The sequence below is a fragment of the Clostridioides sp. GD02377 genome, assembly GCF_045899875.1.
In the GTDB taxonomy this organism is placed as follows: domain Bacteria; phylum Bacillota; class Clostridia; order Peptostreptococcales; family Peptostreptococcaceae; genus Clostridioides; species Clostridioides difficile_A.
On the sequence record NZ_JBJODA010000016.1, the window covers coordinates 97,204 to 116,547 of the forward strand.

14 protein-coding genes are annotated in these 19,344 nt (G+C 28.8%); all 14 read left to right on the forward strand.

Going from position 1 to position 19,344, the window contains the following annotated elements; translation table 11 throughout:
- Positions 1–202: 202 nt before the first annotated feature.
- Positions 203–2,614, forward strand: a complete 2,412-nt coding sequence (locus Q3304_RS14685) for a cell wall-binding repeat-containing protein (RefSeq protein WP_407814455.1) — start codon at positions 203–205, stop codon at positions 2,612–2,614.
- A gap of 306 nt (positions 2,615–2,920) precedes the next feature.
- Entirely contained in the window at positions 2,921–4,498 is a 1,578-nt protein-coding gene (locus tag Q3304_RS14690; RefSeq protein ID WP_407814456.1) for a cell wall-binding repeat-containing protein, read from the forward strand.
- Positions 4,499–4,607: 109 nt separating this feature from the next.
- Complete coding sequence (locus tag Q3304_RS14695; protein WP_407814457.1) at positions 4,608–5,759, forward strand: acyltransferase family protein; 1,152 nt, start codon at positions 4,608–4,610, stop codon at positions 5,757–5,759.
- 250 nt (positions 5,760–6,009) lie between these two features.
- The gene (locus tag Q3304_RS14700) at positions 6,010–8,034 is read left to right on the forward strand and encodes an N-acetylmuramoyl-L-alanine amidase (RefSeq protein ID WP_054271360.1); all 2,025 of its coding nucleotides are present in this window, start codon (positions 6,010–6,012) and stop codon (positions 8,032–8,034) included.
- Between the two features lie 219 nt (positions 8,035–8,253).
- Positions 8,254–8,940, forward strand: coding sequence for a sugar transferase (locus Q3304_RS14705; RefSeq protein WP_021385677.1), 687 nt, complete (start codon positions 8,254–8,256; stop codon positions 8,938–8,940).
- A 96-nt stretch (positions 8,941–9,036) separates the two neighbouring features.
- On the forward strand, positions 9,037–10,092 hold the full coding sequence (locus Q3304_RS14710; protein ID WP_407814458.1) for a cell wall-binding repeat-containing protein: 1,056 nt from the start codon (positions 9,037–9,039) through the stop codon (positions 10,090–10,092).
- A gap of 113 nt (positions 10,093–10,205) precedes the next feature.
- The gene (gene murJ / locus Q3304_RS14715) at positions 10,206–11,762 is read left to right on the forward strand and encodes a murein biosynthesis integral membrane protein MurJ (protein ID WP_407814459.1); all 1,557 of its coding nucleotides are present in this window, start codon (positions 10,206–10,208) and stop codon (positions 11,760–11,762) included.
- A gap of 45 nt (positions 11,763–11,807) precedes the next feature.
- The gene (locus Q3304_RS14720) at positions 11,808–13,514 is read left to right on the forward strand and encodes a phospho-sugar mutase (RefSeq protein ID WP_407814460.1); all 1,707 of its coding nucleotides are present in this window, start codon (positions 11,808–11,810) and stop codon (positions 13,512–13,514) included.
- Positions 13,515–13,535: 21 nt separating this feature from the next.
- Positions 13,536–14,609, forward strand: coding sequence for a mannose-1-phosphate guanylyltransferase (locus Q3304_RS14725; protein WP_407814461.1), 1,074 nt, complete (start codon positions 13,536–13,538; stop codon positions 14,607–14,609).
- An 11-nt stretch (positions 14,610–14,620) separates the two neighbouring features.
- Positions 14,621–15,343 carry a glycosyltransferase gene (locus tag Q3304_RS14730; protein WP_167640329.1) on the forward strand — a complete coding sequence of 241 codons (723 nt, stop codon included), beginning with the start codon at positions 14,621–14,623 and terminating at the stop codon, positions 15,341–15,343.
- 15 nt (positions 15,344–15,358) lie between these two features.
- A complete protein-coding gene (locus tag Q3304_RS14735) occupies positions 15,359–16,516 on the forward strand; it encodes a polysaccharide polymerase (RefSeq protein WP_407814462.1) in 1,158 nt (385 codons plus the stop codon).
- A gap of 2 nt (positions 16,517–16,518) precedes the next feature.
- The gene (locus Q3304_RS14740; RefSeq protein ID WP_407814463.1) at positions 16,519–17,358 is read left to right on the forward strand and encodes a glycosyltransferase family 2 protein; all 840 of its coding nucleotides are present in this window, start codon (positions 16,519–16,521) and stop codon (positions 17,356–17,358) included.
- Positions 17,359–17,372: 14 nt separating this feature from the next.
- Positions 17,373–18,548 carry a CDP-glycerol glycerophosphotransferase family protein gene (locus Q3304_RS14745; RefSeq protein ID WP_054271352.1) on the forward strand — a complete coding sequence of 392 codons (1,176 nt, stop codon included), beginning with the start codon at positions 17,373–17,375 and terminating at the stop codon, positions 18,546–18,548.
- Between the two features lie 28 nt (positions 18,549–18,576).
- Positions 18,577–19,326: a glycosyltransferase family 2 protein gene (locus Q3304_RS14750; protein WP_054271351.1), complete on the forward strand. Its 750-nt coding sequence runs from the start codon at positions 18,577–18,579 to the stop codon at positions 19,324–19,326.
- Positions 19,327–19,344 lie beyond the last annotated feature (18 nt).

The window sequence follows — 19,344 nt, forward strand, 5'->3', positions numbered from 1 at the left end:
ATAACTATCTTTAGATAAAACTGACACATTTTATTATAACATATCCATTAATAAATCAATATATTTTAAAATATTATAAAAATAAAACTATAACATCATATAATTAATATTTACTAATAATCTATAATTTTAACAAAATAAAATATGACCTCAATTTAGAAATCTGATATAATAAAAGTTAAATATATATAAGGAGGTAAATATGAGAAAGTACAAATCAAAAAAATTGTCAAAGCTACTGGCATTGTTAACAGTTTGCTTTTTAATAGTGTCAACAATACCTGTATCAGCAGAAAAAAATAAAACTCTAGATGGAGTAGAAATTGCAAAGTATTCTGAAGAATATCTTCAATATCTAGAAGATATCAAAAATGGAGACACAGCGAGATATAATGGAGTGATACCATTTCCACATAAAATGAAGGGTACAACACTTCAAAATAGGACTATACGTAGTCTTCCATCAGTATATAAATCAAGTGTAAAATACAATCCAATGAGTCTTGGACTTACTACACCAGCTAAAGATCAAGGAAGTCTTAATACTTGTTGGGCTTTTTCTGGGATGTCAACATTAGAGGCATATTTAAAATTAAAAGGTAATGGAACTTATGATTTATCAGAAGAACACTTAAGATGGTGGTCAACTGGTGGAAAGTATGGATGGAATTTAGATGATATGTCAGGGAGTTCAAATGTAACAGCTGTAGGATATCTGACTTCATGGGCAGGTCCTAAATTAGAAAAGGATATACCATATAATCTTAAATCTGAAGAAGAAGGTGCTACTAGACCTTCAAATATGGATTCTGTGCCTACTCAATTTAATGTAACAGATGTTATTCGCCTTGATAAAGATAAGAATACTGTAAAAAATGCTATCATGCAATATGGTGCAGTTACATCAGGATATGCTCATTATTCAAAGTATTTCAGTGATGATGAAAATTCATATAATTGCACAAATAAGAGTGCAATATCAAATCATGCTGTAGCAATAGTGGGATGGGATGATAACTACTCAAAAGATAATTTTGTAGCTAATTTTAAACCAGAATCAAATGGAGCATGGTTAGTAAAAAGTAGCTGGGGAGAATTCAATTCTATGAAAGGATTCTTCTGGATTTCTTATGAAGATAAAACTATACTAAAAGATACAGATAACTATGCAATGAAATCAGTATCAAAACCAGACAGTGACAAAAAAATGTACCAACTTGAATATGCTGGTCTTAGCAAGATAATGTCAAATAAAATAACAGCAGCAAATGTATTTGATTTTAGTAGAGATTCTGAAAAACTTGATTCTGTTATGTTTGAAACAGACTCTGTAGGAGCAAAATATGAAGTATATTATGCACCAGTAGTAAATGGAGTTCCTCAAAACAACTCAATGACAAAACTTGCAAATGGAACAGTATCATACTCTGGATACATAAATGTACCTACTAACTCTTATAACCTCCCAAAAGGGAAAGGTGCAATAGTAGTAGTTATAGATAACACAGCAAATCCTAATAGAGAAAAATCAACTTTAGCATATGAAACTAACATAGATGGATACTATCTATATGAAGCTAAAGCAAACTTAGGTGAAAGTTACATACTTCAAAACAATAAATTTGAAGATATAAATACATACAGTGAATTTTCTCCTTGCAACTTTGTTATAAAAGCTATAACAAAAACATCTTCTGGACAGGCTACTTCAGGAGAATCTTTAACTGGAGCAGACAGATATGAAACAGCAGTTAAAGTTAGTCAAAAAGGATGGACTTCTTCTCAAAATGCAGTACTAGTAAATGGAAATACAATAGTGGATGCTTTAACAGCTACACCATTTACAGCAGCAATTGATTCTCCAATCCTTTTAACAGGAAAAGATAACTTAGATTCAAAAACTAAATCAGAATTACAAAGATTAGGAACTAAAAAGGTTTATCTAATAGGTGGAGAGAATTCTTTAAGTAAGAATGTACAAACTCAACTTAGCAATATGGGTATATCAGTAGAAAGAATTTCAGGTAGTGATAGATACAAGACTAGTATATCTTTAGCTGAAAAACTAAACAGTATAAAATCTGTTTCACAAGTTGCAGTGGCAAATGGTGTCAATGGACTTGCAGATGCAATAAGTGTTGGCGCAGCAGCAGCTGATAACAATATGCCAATAATACTTACTAATGAAAAGAGTGAGTTACAAGGTGCTGATGAGTTTTTAAATTCATCAAAAATAACTAAGTCTTATATAATTGGTGGTACAGCTACTTTATCATCAAACTTAGAAAGCAAGCTTTCAAATCCAATAAGACTTGCAGGAAGTAATAGAAATGAAACTAATGCTAAGATAATAGACAAATTCTATACTAATTCAGACTTAAAATATGCTTTTGTTGTTAAAGATGGTTCAAAAAGTCAAGGTGACTTAATAGATGGACTAGCAGTAGGAGCATTAGGTGCTAAAACTGATTCACCAGTAGTTCTAGTTGGAAATAAATTAGATGAAAGTCAAAAGAATGTTCTTAAATCTAAAAAAATAGAAACTCCTATTAGAGTTGGTGGAAATGGAAATGAAAGTGCTTTTAATGAATTAAATAGTCTTTTAGAAAAATAATAAATATAAAGATAGTAAAGCTATACATTTTATTATTAGAAAATATTTAATATAAGTTTATAGATATAAAGTAACAAAATGGAGTGTCTCAAAATGAACTTTTTAGTTCATGAGGCACTCTTTTTGTATGAAATAAAATATATTTTTAGCATTTCAACAATGAAAAAGAGGTTTATCTCTATTTTGAGATAGCTCTTTTTTTATTGGGTGAGGAAAAATGTAATAAATTTAAACTGTAAAATAGTGTAAAGATATTTTATAATATAAATATAGTAAGATTTTAAACAAAATAAGGGGGTAATAATAATGAAAGCACCAAAAACTATTTTAACAACATTGACAATAGCGCTTACTTTAAGTAGCATTTCTATAACTTCATCATATGCACTTACAGAGGAAAAAATAATAGGTAATGGAAGATATGAAACTACTGTAAAGATAAGTCAAAAGTCGTATAGCTCTAGTACTAATGTAGTACTGGTTAATGATAAGTCATTAGCAGATGCTCTTTCAGCTACACCATTTGCGAAAGTTAAAGGAGCACCAATACTTTTAACAGAAAATAATAAATTGGATGATAGAACTAAAGCAGAGATAAAACGTCTAGGAGCTAAAGACATTTATTTGATAGGTGGTACTACTGTTTTAAGTAAAGATATAGAAAATCAATTGAAAAGTGAAGGATTCAATGTAGAAAGAATTAGTGGTAATGATAGATATGAAACTTCATTGATTTTGGCTAATAAATTGAAAGACATAAAAGATGTTAAGGAAGTAGCTGTTGTAAATGGAGAAAAAGGTCTAAGTGATGCTGTTAGTGTTGGAGCACCATCTGCTCAAAACAACATGCCTATAATATTATCTAGTCCCAAAGATGGAGTAGAACCATTTGAAAAATTTATAAAAGAGGAGAAAGTTATAAGGGCATATGTAATAGGAGGTACAAATTCTGTCTCAAGAGCAGTAGAAAAGAGTCTTCCTAATGCAGAAAGATTGAGTGGAAAAGATAGAAATGAAACTAATGCTAAAGTTTTAGAAAAGTTTTATACGGATACAAGTTTAAGTAATCTATATGTTACCAAGGATGGAAGTAAAAATGAAAACCAGCTTATAGACTCATTAGCAGTTGGAGTATTAGCAGCTAGAAATGAGTCACCAGTCGTTTTAGTTGGTGATAAACTAAATACAAAGCAGAGAGATGTACTTAGTACGAAAAAATTAAGTACAGTAACACAAGTTGGTGGAAATGGAAATGAAGAAGCTTTTGATGAGATTAAGAGTCTACAAGATAAGACTGTTTTTGAGGCAAAAACTGTTGAAGAATTAACTGATATGATAAATATTGCAAGTCCTAATGATATTATAAACTTTAATCCAAAAGAGGATACTGTAAATGAGGCTTTTAGAATGGTAACAAATAAGCCAATAACTATTAATATAAAAGGCGATTGCTCAAAAACGGTTACAGTAGATATGCCTAATGGTGAAGTAAATAACTATGCTACTTTAGTAAATGTTATAGTTAGAAATATTGGAGAAGGTGGATTTAATAATCATGATACGATAACTATATTGTCAGTTCATGACAAAAATGGTAGAGTTATAGAAAATACTAGAAATTCAGATATAGAAACAATGATGATATTGGCATCTGCTAATGATACAAAATTAATTAATGATGGTTATATAGGAAAGCTTATAGATAACTCATCTAATAGTGACATTACTAATCATGGAACTATAGATAAAAAAGTAAATCAGGTTGAGGATTTAGAAGCTAAGGTTGATTCAATAGAAAAAACTATAGATTCTATAAGCCAGAAAATTAATAAGATACAAGATATATTAGATAAACTTGGATTTCTAAAGAAGTTTCTTAATTAAAAAGATGTATATTTAAGAAAGCTATATTTTAGAACTATATCTGAAGATATATAGTTAGATAGATTCATAGTTAAATCTAAATATACAGTTAAATCTTGGGGGAGGTAATATGGAAAGTGGATTTGAAGGTAAATTAGATACAAAAATCATGAAAAATAGAGTTAAATCAATAGATATAATAAGAGGGCTATCAATAGCCCTCATGATAGTTTGCAATAATCCTGGAACTTGGATGAGAATGTATCCTCAGCTAAGACATGCTATATGGCATGGTGTAACACTTGCAGATTTTGCATTTCCTTTTTTTGTTATATCTTTAGGGGTTACAATTCCAATATCAATAAATAGTAAACTAAAAAACAATAAGTCTACATTAAGCATAATACTTAGTATATTTAAGAGAAGTATTTTACTTATATTATTTGGATTTTTCTTAAATTACCTAGGAAATCACGACTTAAGTACTGTGAGAATACTTGGAGTACTTCAACGTATGGGACTAGTTTATTTTGTAACTAGTTTAGTATACTTACTATTAAAAAAATTAAATGTAGGAAGTACTATGACAATAATTATATTCTTATGTATATCTGCATTTATAATAATAGGTTATTATGTAGTTGCAAAACCATATGGATTCGAGTTAGAAGGTTCTCTTGCACAATTGGTGGATTTCCATTTTTTTAAAGGTCATTTATACAAACCAGATTTTGAACCAGATGGATTCCTAACTAGTATAATAGCAATTTCTTCAGGTATGTTGGGTTGTATTATGGGATGTGTACTTTTAAAAGAAAACATAGGAGAATACAAAAAATTCTTTAAAATATTAGTTATGAGTATTATTTTGCTAATATGTGCTTTTATCTTTAATCAATATTTTCCATTTAATAAAAGATTATGGTCTAGCTCATTTGTACTTTTAATGGCTGGAAGTTATGGTATATTACTGGCAATATTTTATTTCATATGCGACATCAAAAATAAGAGTAAAATATTCACACCAATAATAGCACTTGGGAGTAGCCCTATTTTTACATATATGTGCCTTGAGATATTAAGCCATGTTTTTTGGAATCTTCCAAAACTTACAGATAAAGTCGATTATCCAACTACTTTGGTAGAGTGGGTTACATATGAACTTATAACACCTTGGGCAGGTACAACTTGGGATTCGCTAGTATTTTCTTTATTGTATGTCTTATTCTGGGTTATAGTAATGTCCATTATGTATAAGAAAAAAATATTTATCAAAATTTAGTGTGATGTTTTTTTAGACAAGAATTTCTTTGTTTTTGTTTAAATATACAGAAAGTATCAGATATAATACAAGTTTCCTCTAGATAAAATTTAAAAATCATGCCATAAAAGATTACAAAAAGATTACAATTTGTAATCTTTTGTGCTATAATGAAAAAAGATTTACATAATATTGCATTTATGTAATATAAAACAAGTTCAAGACGAATTTAAACAAAGATTTAAAGGTTTAAAAATCTAGGGGGGATATAATGAAAAAGAGTACAAAATTATTAGCAACAGGAATGTTGTCTATAGCAATGGTGGCACCAAACGTGGCTTTAGCAGCGGAAAATACTACTGCAAATACAGAATCTAATTCAGATATTAATATAAATTTACAAAGAAAAAGTGTAGTGTTAGGAAGTAAATCGAATGCAAGTGTAAAGTTTAAAGAAAAGTTAAATGCTGATTCGATAACATTAAATTTTATGTGTTATGATATGCCACTTGAAGCTACTTTAAATTACAATGAAAAGACAGATACATATGAAGGTGTAATAAATTATAATAAAGACCCAGAATACTTAAATGTATGGGAACTTCAAAGCATAAAAGTAAATGGTAAAGATGAGCAAAAAGTTTTAAACAAAGAAGACTTAGAGTCTATGGGATTAAATCTTAAAGATTATGATGTTACACAAGAATTTATAATAAGTGATGCAAATTCAACAAAAGCAGTAAATGAATATATGAGAAAAACTTCTGCACCAGTAAAAAAACTTGCAGGAGCTACTAGATTTGAAACTGCTGTTGAGATAAGTAAACAAGGTTGGAAAGATGGAGCTAATAAGGTTGTAATAGTTAATGGAGAACTGGCAGCAGACGGAATAACAGCTACTCCACTTGCTTCTACTTATGATGCACCAATATTACTTGCAAATAAAGATGATATACCAGAAAGTACAAAGGCAGAATTAAAACGTCTAAATCCAAGTGATGTAATAATCATTGGTGATGATGGTTCAGTTTCACAAAAGGCAGTATCTCAAATTAAATCTGCTGTAGATGTGAATGTAACTCGTATTGGTGGTGTTGATAGACACGAAACATCTTTACTTATAGCAAAAGAAATAGATAAGTACCATGATGTTAATAAAATATACATAGCAAATGGTTATGCTGGTGAATATGATGCTCTTAACATTTCACCAAAAGCAGGTGAAGACCAACAACCTATAATATTATCTAATAAAGATTCTGTACCACAAAGTACATATGATTGGTTATCTTCACAAGGTCTAGAGGAAGCTTATTATATAGGTGGTAGCCAAAGCTTATCATCAAAACTTATAGACCAAATATCTAAAATAGCAAAAAATGGAGCTTCAAAAAATAGAGTTTCTGGTGCAGATAGACATGAAACAAATGCAAATGTAATTAAGACTTTCTATCCAGACCAAGAGTTGAGTGCAATGTTAGTTGCAAAATCTGACATAATAGTTGACTCAATAACAGCTGGACCTTTAGCGGCTAAATTAAAAGCTCCTATACTTATAACTCCAAAAACTTATGTTTCTGCATACCATACTACAAATTTATCAGAAAAAACAGCAGGAACAGTATATCAAATAGGTGATGGAATGAAAGATAGTGTTATAAGTTCTATAGCATCTAGTCTATCAAAACATAATTCACCTACAGAACCAGAAAATCCAGGAGATGCTACAGGAAAAACTGTAGTGATTGACCCAGGTCATGGGGGTTCTGATTCAGGAGCAACAAGTGGATTAAATGGTGGAGCACAAGAAAAGAAATATACTCTTGATACAGCGTTAGCAACTACTGAATATTTACGTTCAAAAGGTGTAAATGTTGTTATGACTAGAGATACAGATAAAACAATGGCTCTAGGAGAAAGAACAACTTTATCAAATACTATAAAACCAGATTTGTTTACAAGTATACATTACAATGCATCTAATGGTGCAGGTAATGGTGTAGAAATTTTTTATAAAGTAAAAGATAAAAATGGTGGGAAAACTAAGACTGCTGCATCAAATATATTAAAAAGAATATTAGAAAAATTTAACATGCAAAATAGAGGAATTAAAACAAGAACACTTGCAAATGGAAATGATTACCTATATGTTTTAAGAAACAATAATTACCCAGCAATACTTGTCGAATGTGCATTTATAGACAATAAGAGCGATATGGATAAGTTAAATACTTCTGAAAAAGTAAAAACAATGGGAACTCAAATTGGAATAGGAATAGAAGAATCTGTAAAATAAAACAAAAAATATTAAAGCAAAATATATCATCTCCTGTTATAATGTAAAATATAACAAGGGATGATATATTTTTGTAAAGAATCAAATTGTTTACAATGACGTTTATTGTATTGATAATCTGCTCATTATTGAGTATAATATAGAAATAAGTCAAAAATAAGATAGAAATAAGTTGAAATTAAGAATTAAAAAAATTTTTATTCCAATATGGAGGTAACTATGTCTGGATATACTAATGATGAATGTGAAATACCTAAAGTTAAAAGCTATCCAGGGGCAGATAAGGAAATTGCAAGCGAGATTGACTATAGCATAGTAAAAGGAACAGTTTTATTTGACTTGTACCAGAGAATTATGGATTTAGTTTTATCTATAATAGGACTTGTGATAGGTTTACCTTTAATAGCAATATTTGGAATTCTTATTAAAATAGAGGACAAAGGACCAATAACTTATAAGCAAGAAAGACTAGGAAAATGCGGAAGAAGATTCTATATATATAAATTAAGATCTATGAGAACAGACGCAGAAAAATTTGGCGCACAATGGGCTGAAAAAGATGATCCTAGAATAACTAAGGTTGGAAAGTTTATTAGGAAAACTAGAATTGATGAGATTCCACAGCTGTTTAATATATTAAAGGGGGATATGGGCTTAATAGGTCCTAGACCAGAAAGACCAAACTTTACTGTTCAATTTAATGAGGAAATACCTGGATTTATCAACAGGCTTGCTATAAAACCTGGACTTACAGGTTGGGCACAAGTAAATGGTGGATACGAAATCACTCCTGAAGAAAAACTTAAAGAAGATATTTACTATATAAAAAATAGGAGTATATTACTTGACTTTAAGATACTCTTTAAAACTGTTAAAGTAGTATTGACAGGAGATGGAGCTAGATAATTTTAAAATATTAGATTACTAATCAATGAAAAAGCTCTTTAAAAAAGAGCTTTTTTATTGTCAAAAAATACAAAAAAAGAAAAGGAATGAGAACTTATGATTAAAAAAATTTCTACTATATTATCGTTAGTTTTATTAATCTCTATTTCTAGTACGATAGGAGTATTTGCAGATGCAAATCCTAAGGAAGAGTTAATAGAAGGAAGTATACCAGAGATTTCTACAGAGTTAAATAAAAGAGTATTTAAGAGTTCTAAGGAAGTAATTCTTGTAAATGAAGATTCAATTGTAGATAGTATAAGTGCAACACCTTTAGCCTATTTAAAAAATGCCCCAATAGTTGTAACTAAGAGTAAAAATCTTGGGAGAGTAACAAGAAATTATCTAAAAGAACTAGGTACAGAGAAAGTTACAATAATAGGTGGTTTAAAAGCAGTATCTAAAGATGCTGAGCGTACTATAGAAAGAATGGGAATGAAAGTTGAAAGAATAAGAGGAAAAGACAGATATGATACATCCTTAAAGATAGCTAGAGAAATGTATAGAACTGTAGGGTTCGATAAGGTATTTTTACTTAGCTCAACTGTAGGATTAGAGAATGCCATATCTGTATATTCTTATGCCGCTAAAAATGGAATGCCAATAATATGGGCTAAAGATGAAGGTTTTGAAGAACAAATTGATTTCCTAAAAGGTAAAAACCTTGAAACAATATATGCACTAGGTGATTCAAAAGAGTTTATTGCAGAAGTTGATTCTAGCTTAAAGAATATAGAAGGTATAAAGCAAATAAATAAATCAAGTACAAATATCGATTTAATAAAGAAGTTTTATAATGAAAAAGATATAAAGAAAATATATACTGCTAGTTTAGACTTTGGTAGTAGGTCTGATGTAAATGAATATATTTCTTTGGGAGTAGTATCAGCTAAAGAAAATATGCCAATACTGATTTGTAGTGATAACTTAAGTAGTACACAAGATAAATTCTTAAAAAGTAACAATATAAATGAGGTAGTTGAAGTTGGATATGCAGTAGGGGATTATAGTCTATTAAAGAGTATATTTAATCTAACATCCTTATCTTGTATAATATTAATACTATTATTGCTATTAATTACATTTAGGGCACTTAGATATGATTCAATATAGTCTTTAATTTATAAGGAAGCTTTTCATAGGTTAGATTTATTTAATCAGAATAATGTTTATAAGCAGTTTTAAAAGTTCTACTTTTAGAGTTTAAATAGATAAGGAGAAAGAAAATGTCAAAAACAGCTAAAGCAGCATTGTGGATTATGGCAGCCACTATGTTTTCAAAAGTATTAGGTTTCCTTAGAGAACTTGTACTTGCAAATTTCTATGGGACAGGTATGTATGCAGACGTATTTGTATTAACATTAAATATACCTGGTTTAATCATAGCAGTCATAGGCTCTGCAATTGCTACAACTTATATACCTATGTACTTTGAAACAAAGAAAAGACTTGGAGATGAAGGTGCTTTAAAATTTACTAATAATGTTTTAAATATATGCTATATAATGGCTATAATAATAGCTATTCTTGGGCTTTTATTTACAGAGCAATTTGTTACAGTATTTGCAGCAGGATTTAGAAATGACCCTGCTAAGTTCCAGGCAGCAATACTATTTACTAAAATAATGATTTCAGGAGTTCTGTTCCTGAGTGGAAGTAAAATATTTAGTTCATTTTTACAGGTGAATGATAGTTTCGTAATTCCTGGTCTTATAGGAATTCCATATAACATTATAATAATAGCAGCAATAGCACTAAGTGCAGGTAAAAATATATGGATACTACCAGCTGGGGCACTGCTTGCTATGGCAAGTCAACTATTATTTCAGTTGCCATTTGCGTTTAAGAAGTCCTACAAGTATAAGCCATATATAAATTTTAAGGATGAGTCTATAAAAGAATTAGTTAATCTAGTATTACCTATGTTAATAGGGGTAGCTGTTGGACAGTTAAATATATTTGTCGACAGGTTATTGGCAACGACTTTAGGGGATGGAAAGTTATCAGCTCTTAACTATGCAAATAGACTAAATGAGTTTGTTATGGCATTATTTGTAACATCAATAATAACAGTTATATATCCTAAGCTAGCAAAGATGTCAGGTAAAGATAATAAAGAAGGATTTATAAGTACTATTGTAAAATCATCTAACTGTATCATATTGGTGGTGCTTCCTATATCTATTGGAGCTATCATATTAGCAGAACCTTTAGTTAGAATCTTATTCCAAAGAGGTAAATTCGACGCATTATCAACAGACCTTACATCTATAGCACTTAGATTATATTCACTAGGTTTATTAGCGTGTGGAGTAAGAGATGTTTTATATAGGGCATTTTACTCTCTTGCAGATACAAAGACACCAATGATAAATGGAAGTATAGCTTTAATAATAAATATAGTTCTTAATTTAATATTGATAAGACCACTTGGTCATGCAGGTATTGCTATATCCACTAGTACTTCAAATATAATTACAGTTATATTATTGTTTATATCTCTTAAAAAGAAAAATGGATATTTTGGAGGAGATAAAATTATAAAGACTGGTCTAAAAAGTTTGGTAGCATCAGGAGTAATGGCAGTAGTCACTTTATTGATATATAATAACCTATATGCATTTATGGGTGCAGGAACAATTAAAGAAATCATATCAGTTGGAGTAGGAGTATTAGGTGGAGCTTCTGTATATACGATATTGATAGTTTTATTTAAAGTAGAAGAGATGGACTTAGCTTTTGAATTTTTAAGAAAAGGAAAACAAAAACTACTTAAAAGATAGACACTTACATTAGAAAATTAAAATAAAGTCAGAAAGGATGAAAATATGGATTATAAGAATAATTATGAAATGTGGTTAAATTCTCCTTATTTTGATGAACAAACGAAAAATGAGCTATTAAGCATAAAAGATGATGAAAAAGAAATACAAGATAGATTCTACAAAAACTTAGAGTTTGGAACAGGTGGTTTAAGAGGTATAATAGGAGCGGGAACTAATAGAATCAATATTTATACTGTTAGACGTGCGACACTTGGAGTTTTAAATTATATCATAAAGACTCAAGGAGAAGAAGGAAAACAAAAGGGAATAGTTATAGCACATGATAGTAGATACATGTCGAGAGAGTTTTGTATAGAAGTAGCAAAGACTCTAAGTACTTATGGTGTAAAGGCTTATATTTTTGAAGAATTAAAGCCTACGCCAGAACTTTCTTTTGCTGTTAGATACTTAAAGTGTGCTATGGGAGTAGTAATAACAGCAAGTCACAATCCTAAAGAGTACAATGGATATAAGGTATATGACTCAGAGGGGGGTCAAATCTGTATAGATATGGCAAATGATATAATAGCAGAAGTTAATAAGATTGATGATTACAGTGTTATTAAGAGTTTAGATTTTAAAGAAGCTTTATCTAAAAATTTAATAACTATATTAGATAATGAAGTAGATGACGAATTTATAAAAGCTGTTAAGAAGCAAGCGTTAAGACAAAATATAATAAATGAATATGGTAAAAAATTAAAAATAATATATACACCTATTCATGGAACTGGAAATAAGCCAGTAAGAAGAGTCTTAAATGAATGTGGATTTGAAAATGTGATGGTGGTTAAGGAACAAGAATTACCAGATTCTAATTTTTCAACAGTTAAGTATCCTAATCCTGAGGAAAAGTCAGTATTTAATATAGCTATTGAAATGGCAAAGAGTAATAATACTGATTTGGTAATAGGAACAGACCCTGATTGTGATAGAGTAGGGGTTGTTGTAAAAGATTCAAGTGGTGAATATATAGTCTTAAATGGAAATCAAGTTGGCTCACTTTTAGTTAGATATATAATAGAGAGTTTAGTTGAAGAAAATAAACTTCCTAAAAACAATCCTACAATAATAAAAACTATAGTTACATCAGAGTTAGGTGCAAAAATAGCGAAGGCTTATAATGTAGATTGTTTAAATACTTTAACGGGATTTAAATTTATAGGAGAAAAAATAAAAGAATTTGAAGAAAGTAATGATAGAAGCTTTATAATGGGATATGAGGAAAGCTATGGTTACTTAATTGGAACTCATGCTAGAGATAAAGATGGTGTTGTATCTTCACTTATGATATGTGAAATGGCAGCATATTATTCTTCAAAAGGTATGAACCTGTATGAAGCTATGATAGATACATATAATAAATTTGGATATTATAAGGAAGAATTAAAGTCAGTGACTTTAAAAGGTATAGATGGAATAAAAAAAATAAAAGAGATGATGCTTTACTTTAGAAGTGTTAAAATAGATAATGTGGCTGATGTAAAAGTAGATAAGATTTTGGATTATAAGGATGGAGTAGATGATTTACCTAAATCAGATGTACTTAAATTTTTACTTGAAGATGGCTCTTGGATAGCTATAAGACCTTCAGGTACAGAACCTAAAATTAAATTTTACTTTGGAGCAAACTCAGACAACCAAGAAGATGTAGAATTAAAATTGAAAAATTTAATATCTTATATATTAAATGTAGTGGATTCTATATAAAAAGCTAAGGGGAGATAAACAATGAAAGTATACAATGTCATAATGGCTGGAGGAGGAGGAACTCGTTTCTGGCCACTTAGTAGACAAGAAGTACCTAAACAGCTTATAAATTTAAGTGGAGAAGATGCTTTAATAAATGAAACTATAAACAGAATAGATTCTCTAGCAAAAAAAGACGATTTATTTATAGTAACTAATGAGAAGCAATTGGAAGCTTTAAAGGATACAGTAAAAGATAAATGTTTAGATGGCAACATATTGCCAGAACCATGTGCCAGAAATACAGCAGCAGCTATAGGTTTTACAGCTTTTAACATAATGAAAAAATATGGTGATGGTGTTATGTGTGTATATCCAGCTGACCATTATATAAAAGATGAAAAAGAATTTAAATCTATATTAGAAAAAGCTATCTATATAGCAGAAAACAATGATAAACTAGTAACTATTGGTATAACGCCTACATTTCCATCAACAGGATATGGATACATAAATTTTAATAGAGAAAACACAATAGAAAATGTTGCATATGAAGTAGTGGAGTTTGTAGAAAAGCCAAATTATGAAATTGCTAAAGAATATGTAAACTCTAAAAAATATGTATGGAATAGTGGAATGTTTGTATGGAAGGTATCTAAAATATTAGAAGATTTTAAGAGGTACTTACCTAAAGTATATGAAAAATTAGAAGAAATCAGCAATTACTTAGGTACAAAGGAAGAAATAGAAAAAATAAAAGAAATATATCCAACAATACAATCAATTTCCATAGATTATGGTATTATGGAAAGAAGTAATGATGTTATAGTAGTTCCTGGCGATTTTGGGTGGAATGATGTTGGGTCTTGGGATTCTCTAGGTGCAATATATCCAACTGATAATGAAGGTAACATCAAAAGAGGTGAAAATATTACTATAGACACTAAAAATTCAATTATATATTCAGATGACAAATTAATATCGACAATAGGTATTAGTGATTTGATAGTAGTATCTACAAATGATGCAGTTATGGTTTGTAGAAAAGATAAAGCTCAAGATGTCAAAAAGATAGTAGAGCAATTAAAAGAAGAAGATAGACAAGAATATATGTAGGAGGTGCTCATTTGATTCCTAAAAAAATACATTATGTATGGTTTGGTGGTCCAAAAGGAAATATAGAAAATATATGTATAAATTCTTGGAAAGAAAAGCTTCCAGAATATGAGATAGTAGAGTGGAATGAAAAAAACTTTGATATAGAGAAGGAAATAAAAGGAAATAAGTTTTTGGAAGAATGTTATAAAAGAAAGCTTTGGGCATTCATATCTGATTATACAAGAATAAAAGTACTCTATGAACAAGGTGGAGTTTATATGGATACAGATATGCAAATACTAAAGGATATAACTCCTCTTTTAGAAAATAATAGGCTAATCTGTGGGTATGAAGATGATAGAGAATATATAAATGGTGCTATAATAGGTGTAGAAAAAGGACATCCTTTTTTAAAAGACTTATTGGAGTATTATGAAAAAGAAGTACTTACTTCTTCATTGTTTACAATACCAAAGATAATGACTCACCTTATGGAAAAAAATTATAAGAAGATTGACTCAAATAATTATGAAGAAGGCATTCGTGTCTATGATAAAGAATATTTTTATCCTTTTGGATTTAAAGAAGACTTTACACCAGAATGTATAACAGAAAACACTTTTGGTATACATTGGTGGGGAAAAAGTTGGGCTAAAAAGAGAAATTATTTCTTAGAAAGCAAACACTTAACAGGTGCAAATAAGATATGGAAGTGTTGTAAAATATTTGCAAGTAATACTTTACGAAACTAAAAGGGAGAAAGTAAAATGAAGACTTTAAACGATGATAGAAATATTATGATGAAAAAATATCTTTATATATTTGTTTTGTTTATCATAGTACTTAGAAAGTATATGATATCATTTATTGACCCAAATATAAATCTAGGGATGATTAAATCAGCGTTATTTTATTCTTCAATAGGAATACTAATGCTACTTTTTTTATTTGATAAGAGAAAAAGTATAACAGAAATGTTTCTAGTTGGAGCTTGTGTCTTACTTTATGTATTAAATAGAGAAGGAGCTATATTATTAATTGTATTACTAGCTGTATCAGCTAAACAAATAGATGATAAATATATAGTTAAAAGTTACTTAATAATATCTGCATGTTTTTTAATAGCAGCTATATTATTATTTAATTTATTTCCTTCATTAGTATTTAATCAAGAAGTCCACTATAGATATATAGAAAATATAGATATGCTTGTTACAAGAATGGATTTTGGGCTTGGTAATCCAAATAGTGTATTTTATCATATGGTTACTATATATGCAGCATATATATTCTTAAGATATAAAAACTATAATAAATGGGATAGAATAATTTTATTTGGTTCTGCATTTTTTGTTTATCAAACGACATATAGTAGAACAGGCTTTTTTACTATATTAGCAGGATTAATATTTGTAGAAATAATAAGATTGATAAACATAAAAAAAATAAAAGGTCTACCAACACTTGTAAAGATGTTGCCAATAATACTTACTTTATCCAGTGTAGCTATTGGTATAATGTTTTCTAAGAGTAGTATATTAAATAGATTATTAGCAAGTAGACCTAAGTATTGGCATGTATACTTAGCTGAAGCAGGAAATTTTATGAAACCTTTTGGAAATTCATATAGCGCAACTATAAAAGCGACTAATCCATTAGACAGTTCTTATATATATATAATTAGTGTATTAGGAGTAATTGCTTGCATATTATTTATGTATTTGATGTATAAAGGCATAGGAAGTTTTATAGAAAAAGATAAGAAAGAGTATTTAGTAGCTTTATTCATATTTTTATTATACTCTTTTGCAGAAAACTTACTATTAGAGGCTTCATTTAGTTTTGCAATAGTATTACTAATAAAAGAAGTAATATTAAATGATAAAAGAAATGTAGAACTGTGGAAAATGAAAAGTAGGAGGTAGTAATGTTAATATCATTAATAATGCCAACATTAAATAGATATGATGATATATACTTACTTATGGACAGCTTAGAAAGTCAAACTTACAAAAACTTTGAATTTATAGTAGTGGATCAAAACGATAATAACAAAGTTAAGGAGATAGTTGACAAATACATTGATAAGTTAGATATAAAGTATATAAAAAGCGATAAGCTGGGATTAAGTTATAACAGAAATGTAGGAATAAATAACGCTAAAGGTCAAATTATAGGTTTCCCTGATGATGACTGTGTTTATGAAAATAATACATTAGAAAAAGTTATAAACTTCTTTAATCAAAATAAAGACTATAAAATATACAGTTGCAAGACTATGGATGCAAATAAAATTGATGCATTTAAAAAAATGGCGGATGGAACTTGTGATATTACAAGTTCCAACGTTTTAAATACTATAACATCTATAACTTTTTTTGTTGACTTTGAAGAGAAAGAATATACAAGATTTGATGAAAAATTAGGTGTTGGTGGAGAATTTGGTGCTGGTGAAGAGATAGATTATGTTTTAAATTTATTGAGCTTAGGATTTAAAGGAAAATACTTTGGAGATGATATAATTTACCATCCTGCAAAAAAACATTCTAAATCTAAAGAAAAGTATCAAAAAGATTATAACTATGGAAGAGGTTTTGGAGCACTTTGTAAAAAAGAAATAGTCTATAGAAAGAATTATAAGTTTGTAAAGGTTATGGCATCAAAACTTGTAAGAAATATAGGTGGTCTTATATTGAGTTCCAACAGAGATTATCATAGTGCCACTATAAAAGGAAGAATTAATGGATTTAGACAGTATAAGTTATAATGAGGATGGTGTTTATGGACAAGGTTAAATTTTTAATAAATATGCTTTTGGCTTTTTTTATGTATCCATTTAGTAAGCATAAGTTTAATGGTAGAAATATCTGGCTTATAGGTGGACATTCAGGAGATATATACAATGATAATGCGAAGTTCTTTTATGAGTATATGTTGAAGGAGCATAATGATGTAGAGACTTATTGGGTGGTAAATAAAGACAGTAAAGTATTTGATAAAATTCCAGGCAAAAAATTAATAAGAGGAAGTGTAGAAAACTATCTATATTATTACAATTCAAAAGCCATAGTATTTTCACATGCGCCATCAGCAGATATAGCACCATATAACTTTGCTGTACCTGTTCTTAATTATTTTCATAAAAAGACAGTAAAAGTATTCTTAAATCATGGGACTATAAGTTTTAAAAAGAGAAAACCAATGAATAAAAAATTCAAAAATATTATAGATAATCTATATAAAAGCTATAATATAGTTACAGCAAGTTCTGAGTTTGAAAGAAATGTTATGGTAGATGATTGGGGAATGTTAGATGACTCAGTTTATATAATTGGAAATGCAAGATATGACAATTTACCAACAAATGAAGTTGCACAAACACGAGATATATTATATACTCCTACATGGAGAGATTGGATAAAATTTAGTTCAGGAAAATTTACAGATACAGATTATTTTAAAAGTATAATGAATTTTTTGAATGATGATAAGTTAAATAAAATACTAGATGAGAAAGATATAAATGTAAAAATTTATATGCATCATCTTATGCATGAGTTTATAGATGACATAAAAGAAAATATAACGGGAAAACGAATTGTGTTTTTAGACAAAGGGGTAACTCTAGCAAATGAAATTAGAAAATCAGCTGCAAATATAACTGATTATTCAAGTGTAGCTATAGACTTTTTATATATGAATAGACCTATACTGTTTTACCAATTTGATTTGGAGGAATATATGGAAAAAGTTGATTCATATATAGATTTGAAAGGTGAAATGTTTGGGTCTTTAGCTTATAATAATGATGAAGCTGTGAATAAACTTATTGATATTATTGAAAATAATTTTGAGGTTATGGGTAACCAAAAAAATGAGAGAAATAAGTTTTTCAGATATAATGACAATAAGAACTGCAAGAGGATATATGATTGTGTAATAAGTAAAATTAAATAAATATTTTATAAATGATGAGGAAGGTAATATGAAGAAGAATTTAGTATCTATAATTACTCCCATGTATAATTCTGAAAAATTTATTGAAGCAACCATAAAATCAGTATTAAACCAAACTTATCAAGAATGGGAAATGTTAATTATTGATGATTGCTCAACAGATAATAGTCCTAATATAGTCAAATCTTATATGCAACAGGATAGCAGAATAAAATGTATAAAGACTGAGACTAATAAGGGTGTCTCTAATGCTAGAAATTTAGCACTAAGTAAGGCAACAGGACAATTTATAGCTTTTTTAGATAGTGATGACCAATGGAATAGTAGTAAGTTAGAAAAACAAGTAAACTTTATGTTAGAAAATGATTATGTAATATCATTTACTTCATATGAACTGATGGATGAAAATGACAAAAAATTAAACAAGGTAATAAAAGTACCACCTAATGTAGATTATAGGAGATTATTGAAAGGAAATATCTTAGGATGTCTTACTGTTGTAATTGATAAGTCTAAACTAGATTTTGAAATAAAAATGAGTGGTGTAAGACATGAAGATTATGTTTTATGGTTATCTATATTGAAAAGAGGGCATATTGCCCACGGAATAAACGAAGTTTTAGCATTATATAGAAAGTCTAGTAATTCACTAAGTGGTAATAAAATAAAAGCTGCCATGTGGACTTGGAATATATATAGAAATATAGAAAAAATACCTCTATACAAAGCTGTATACTACTTTATTAATTATGGAATAAATGGAATCAAAAAAAGTTAGATAGAGAGGAAGATTTAA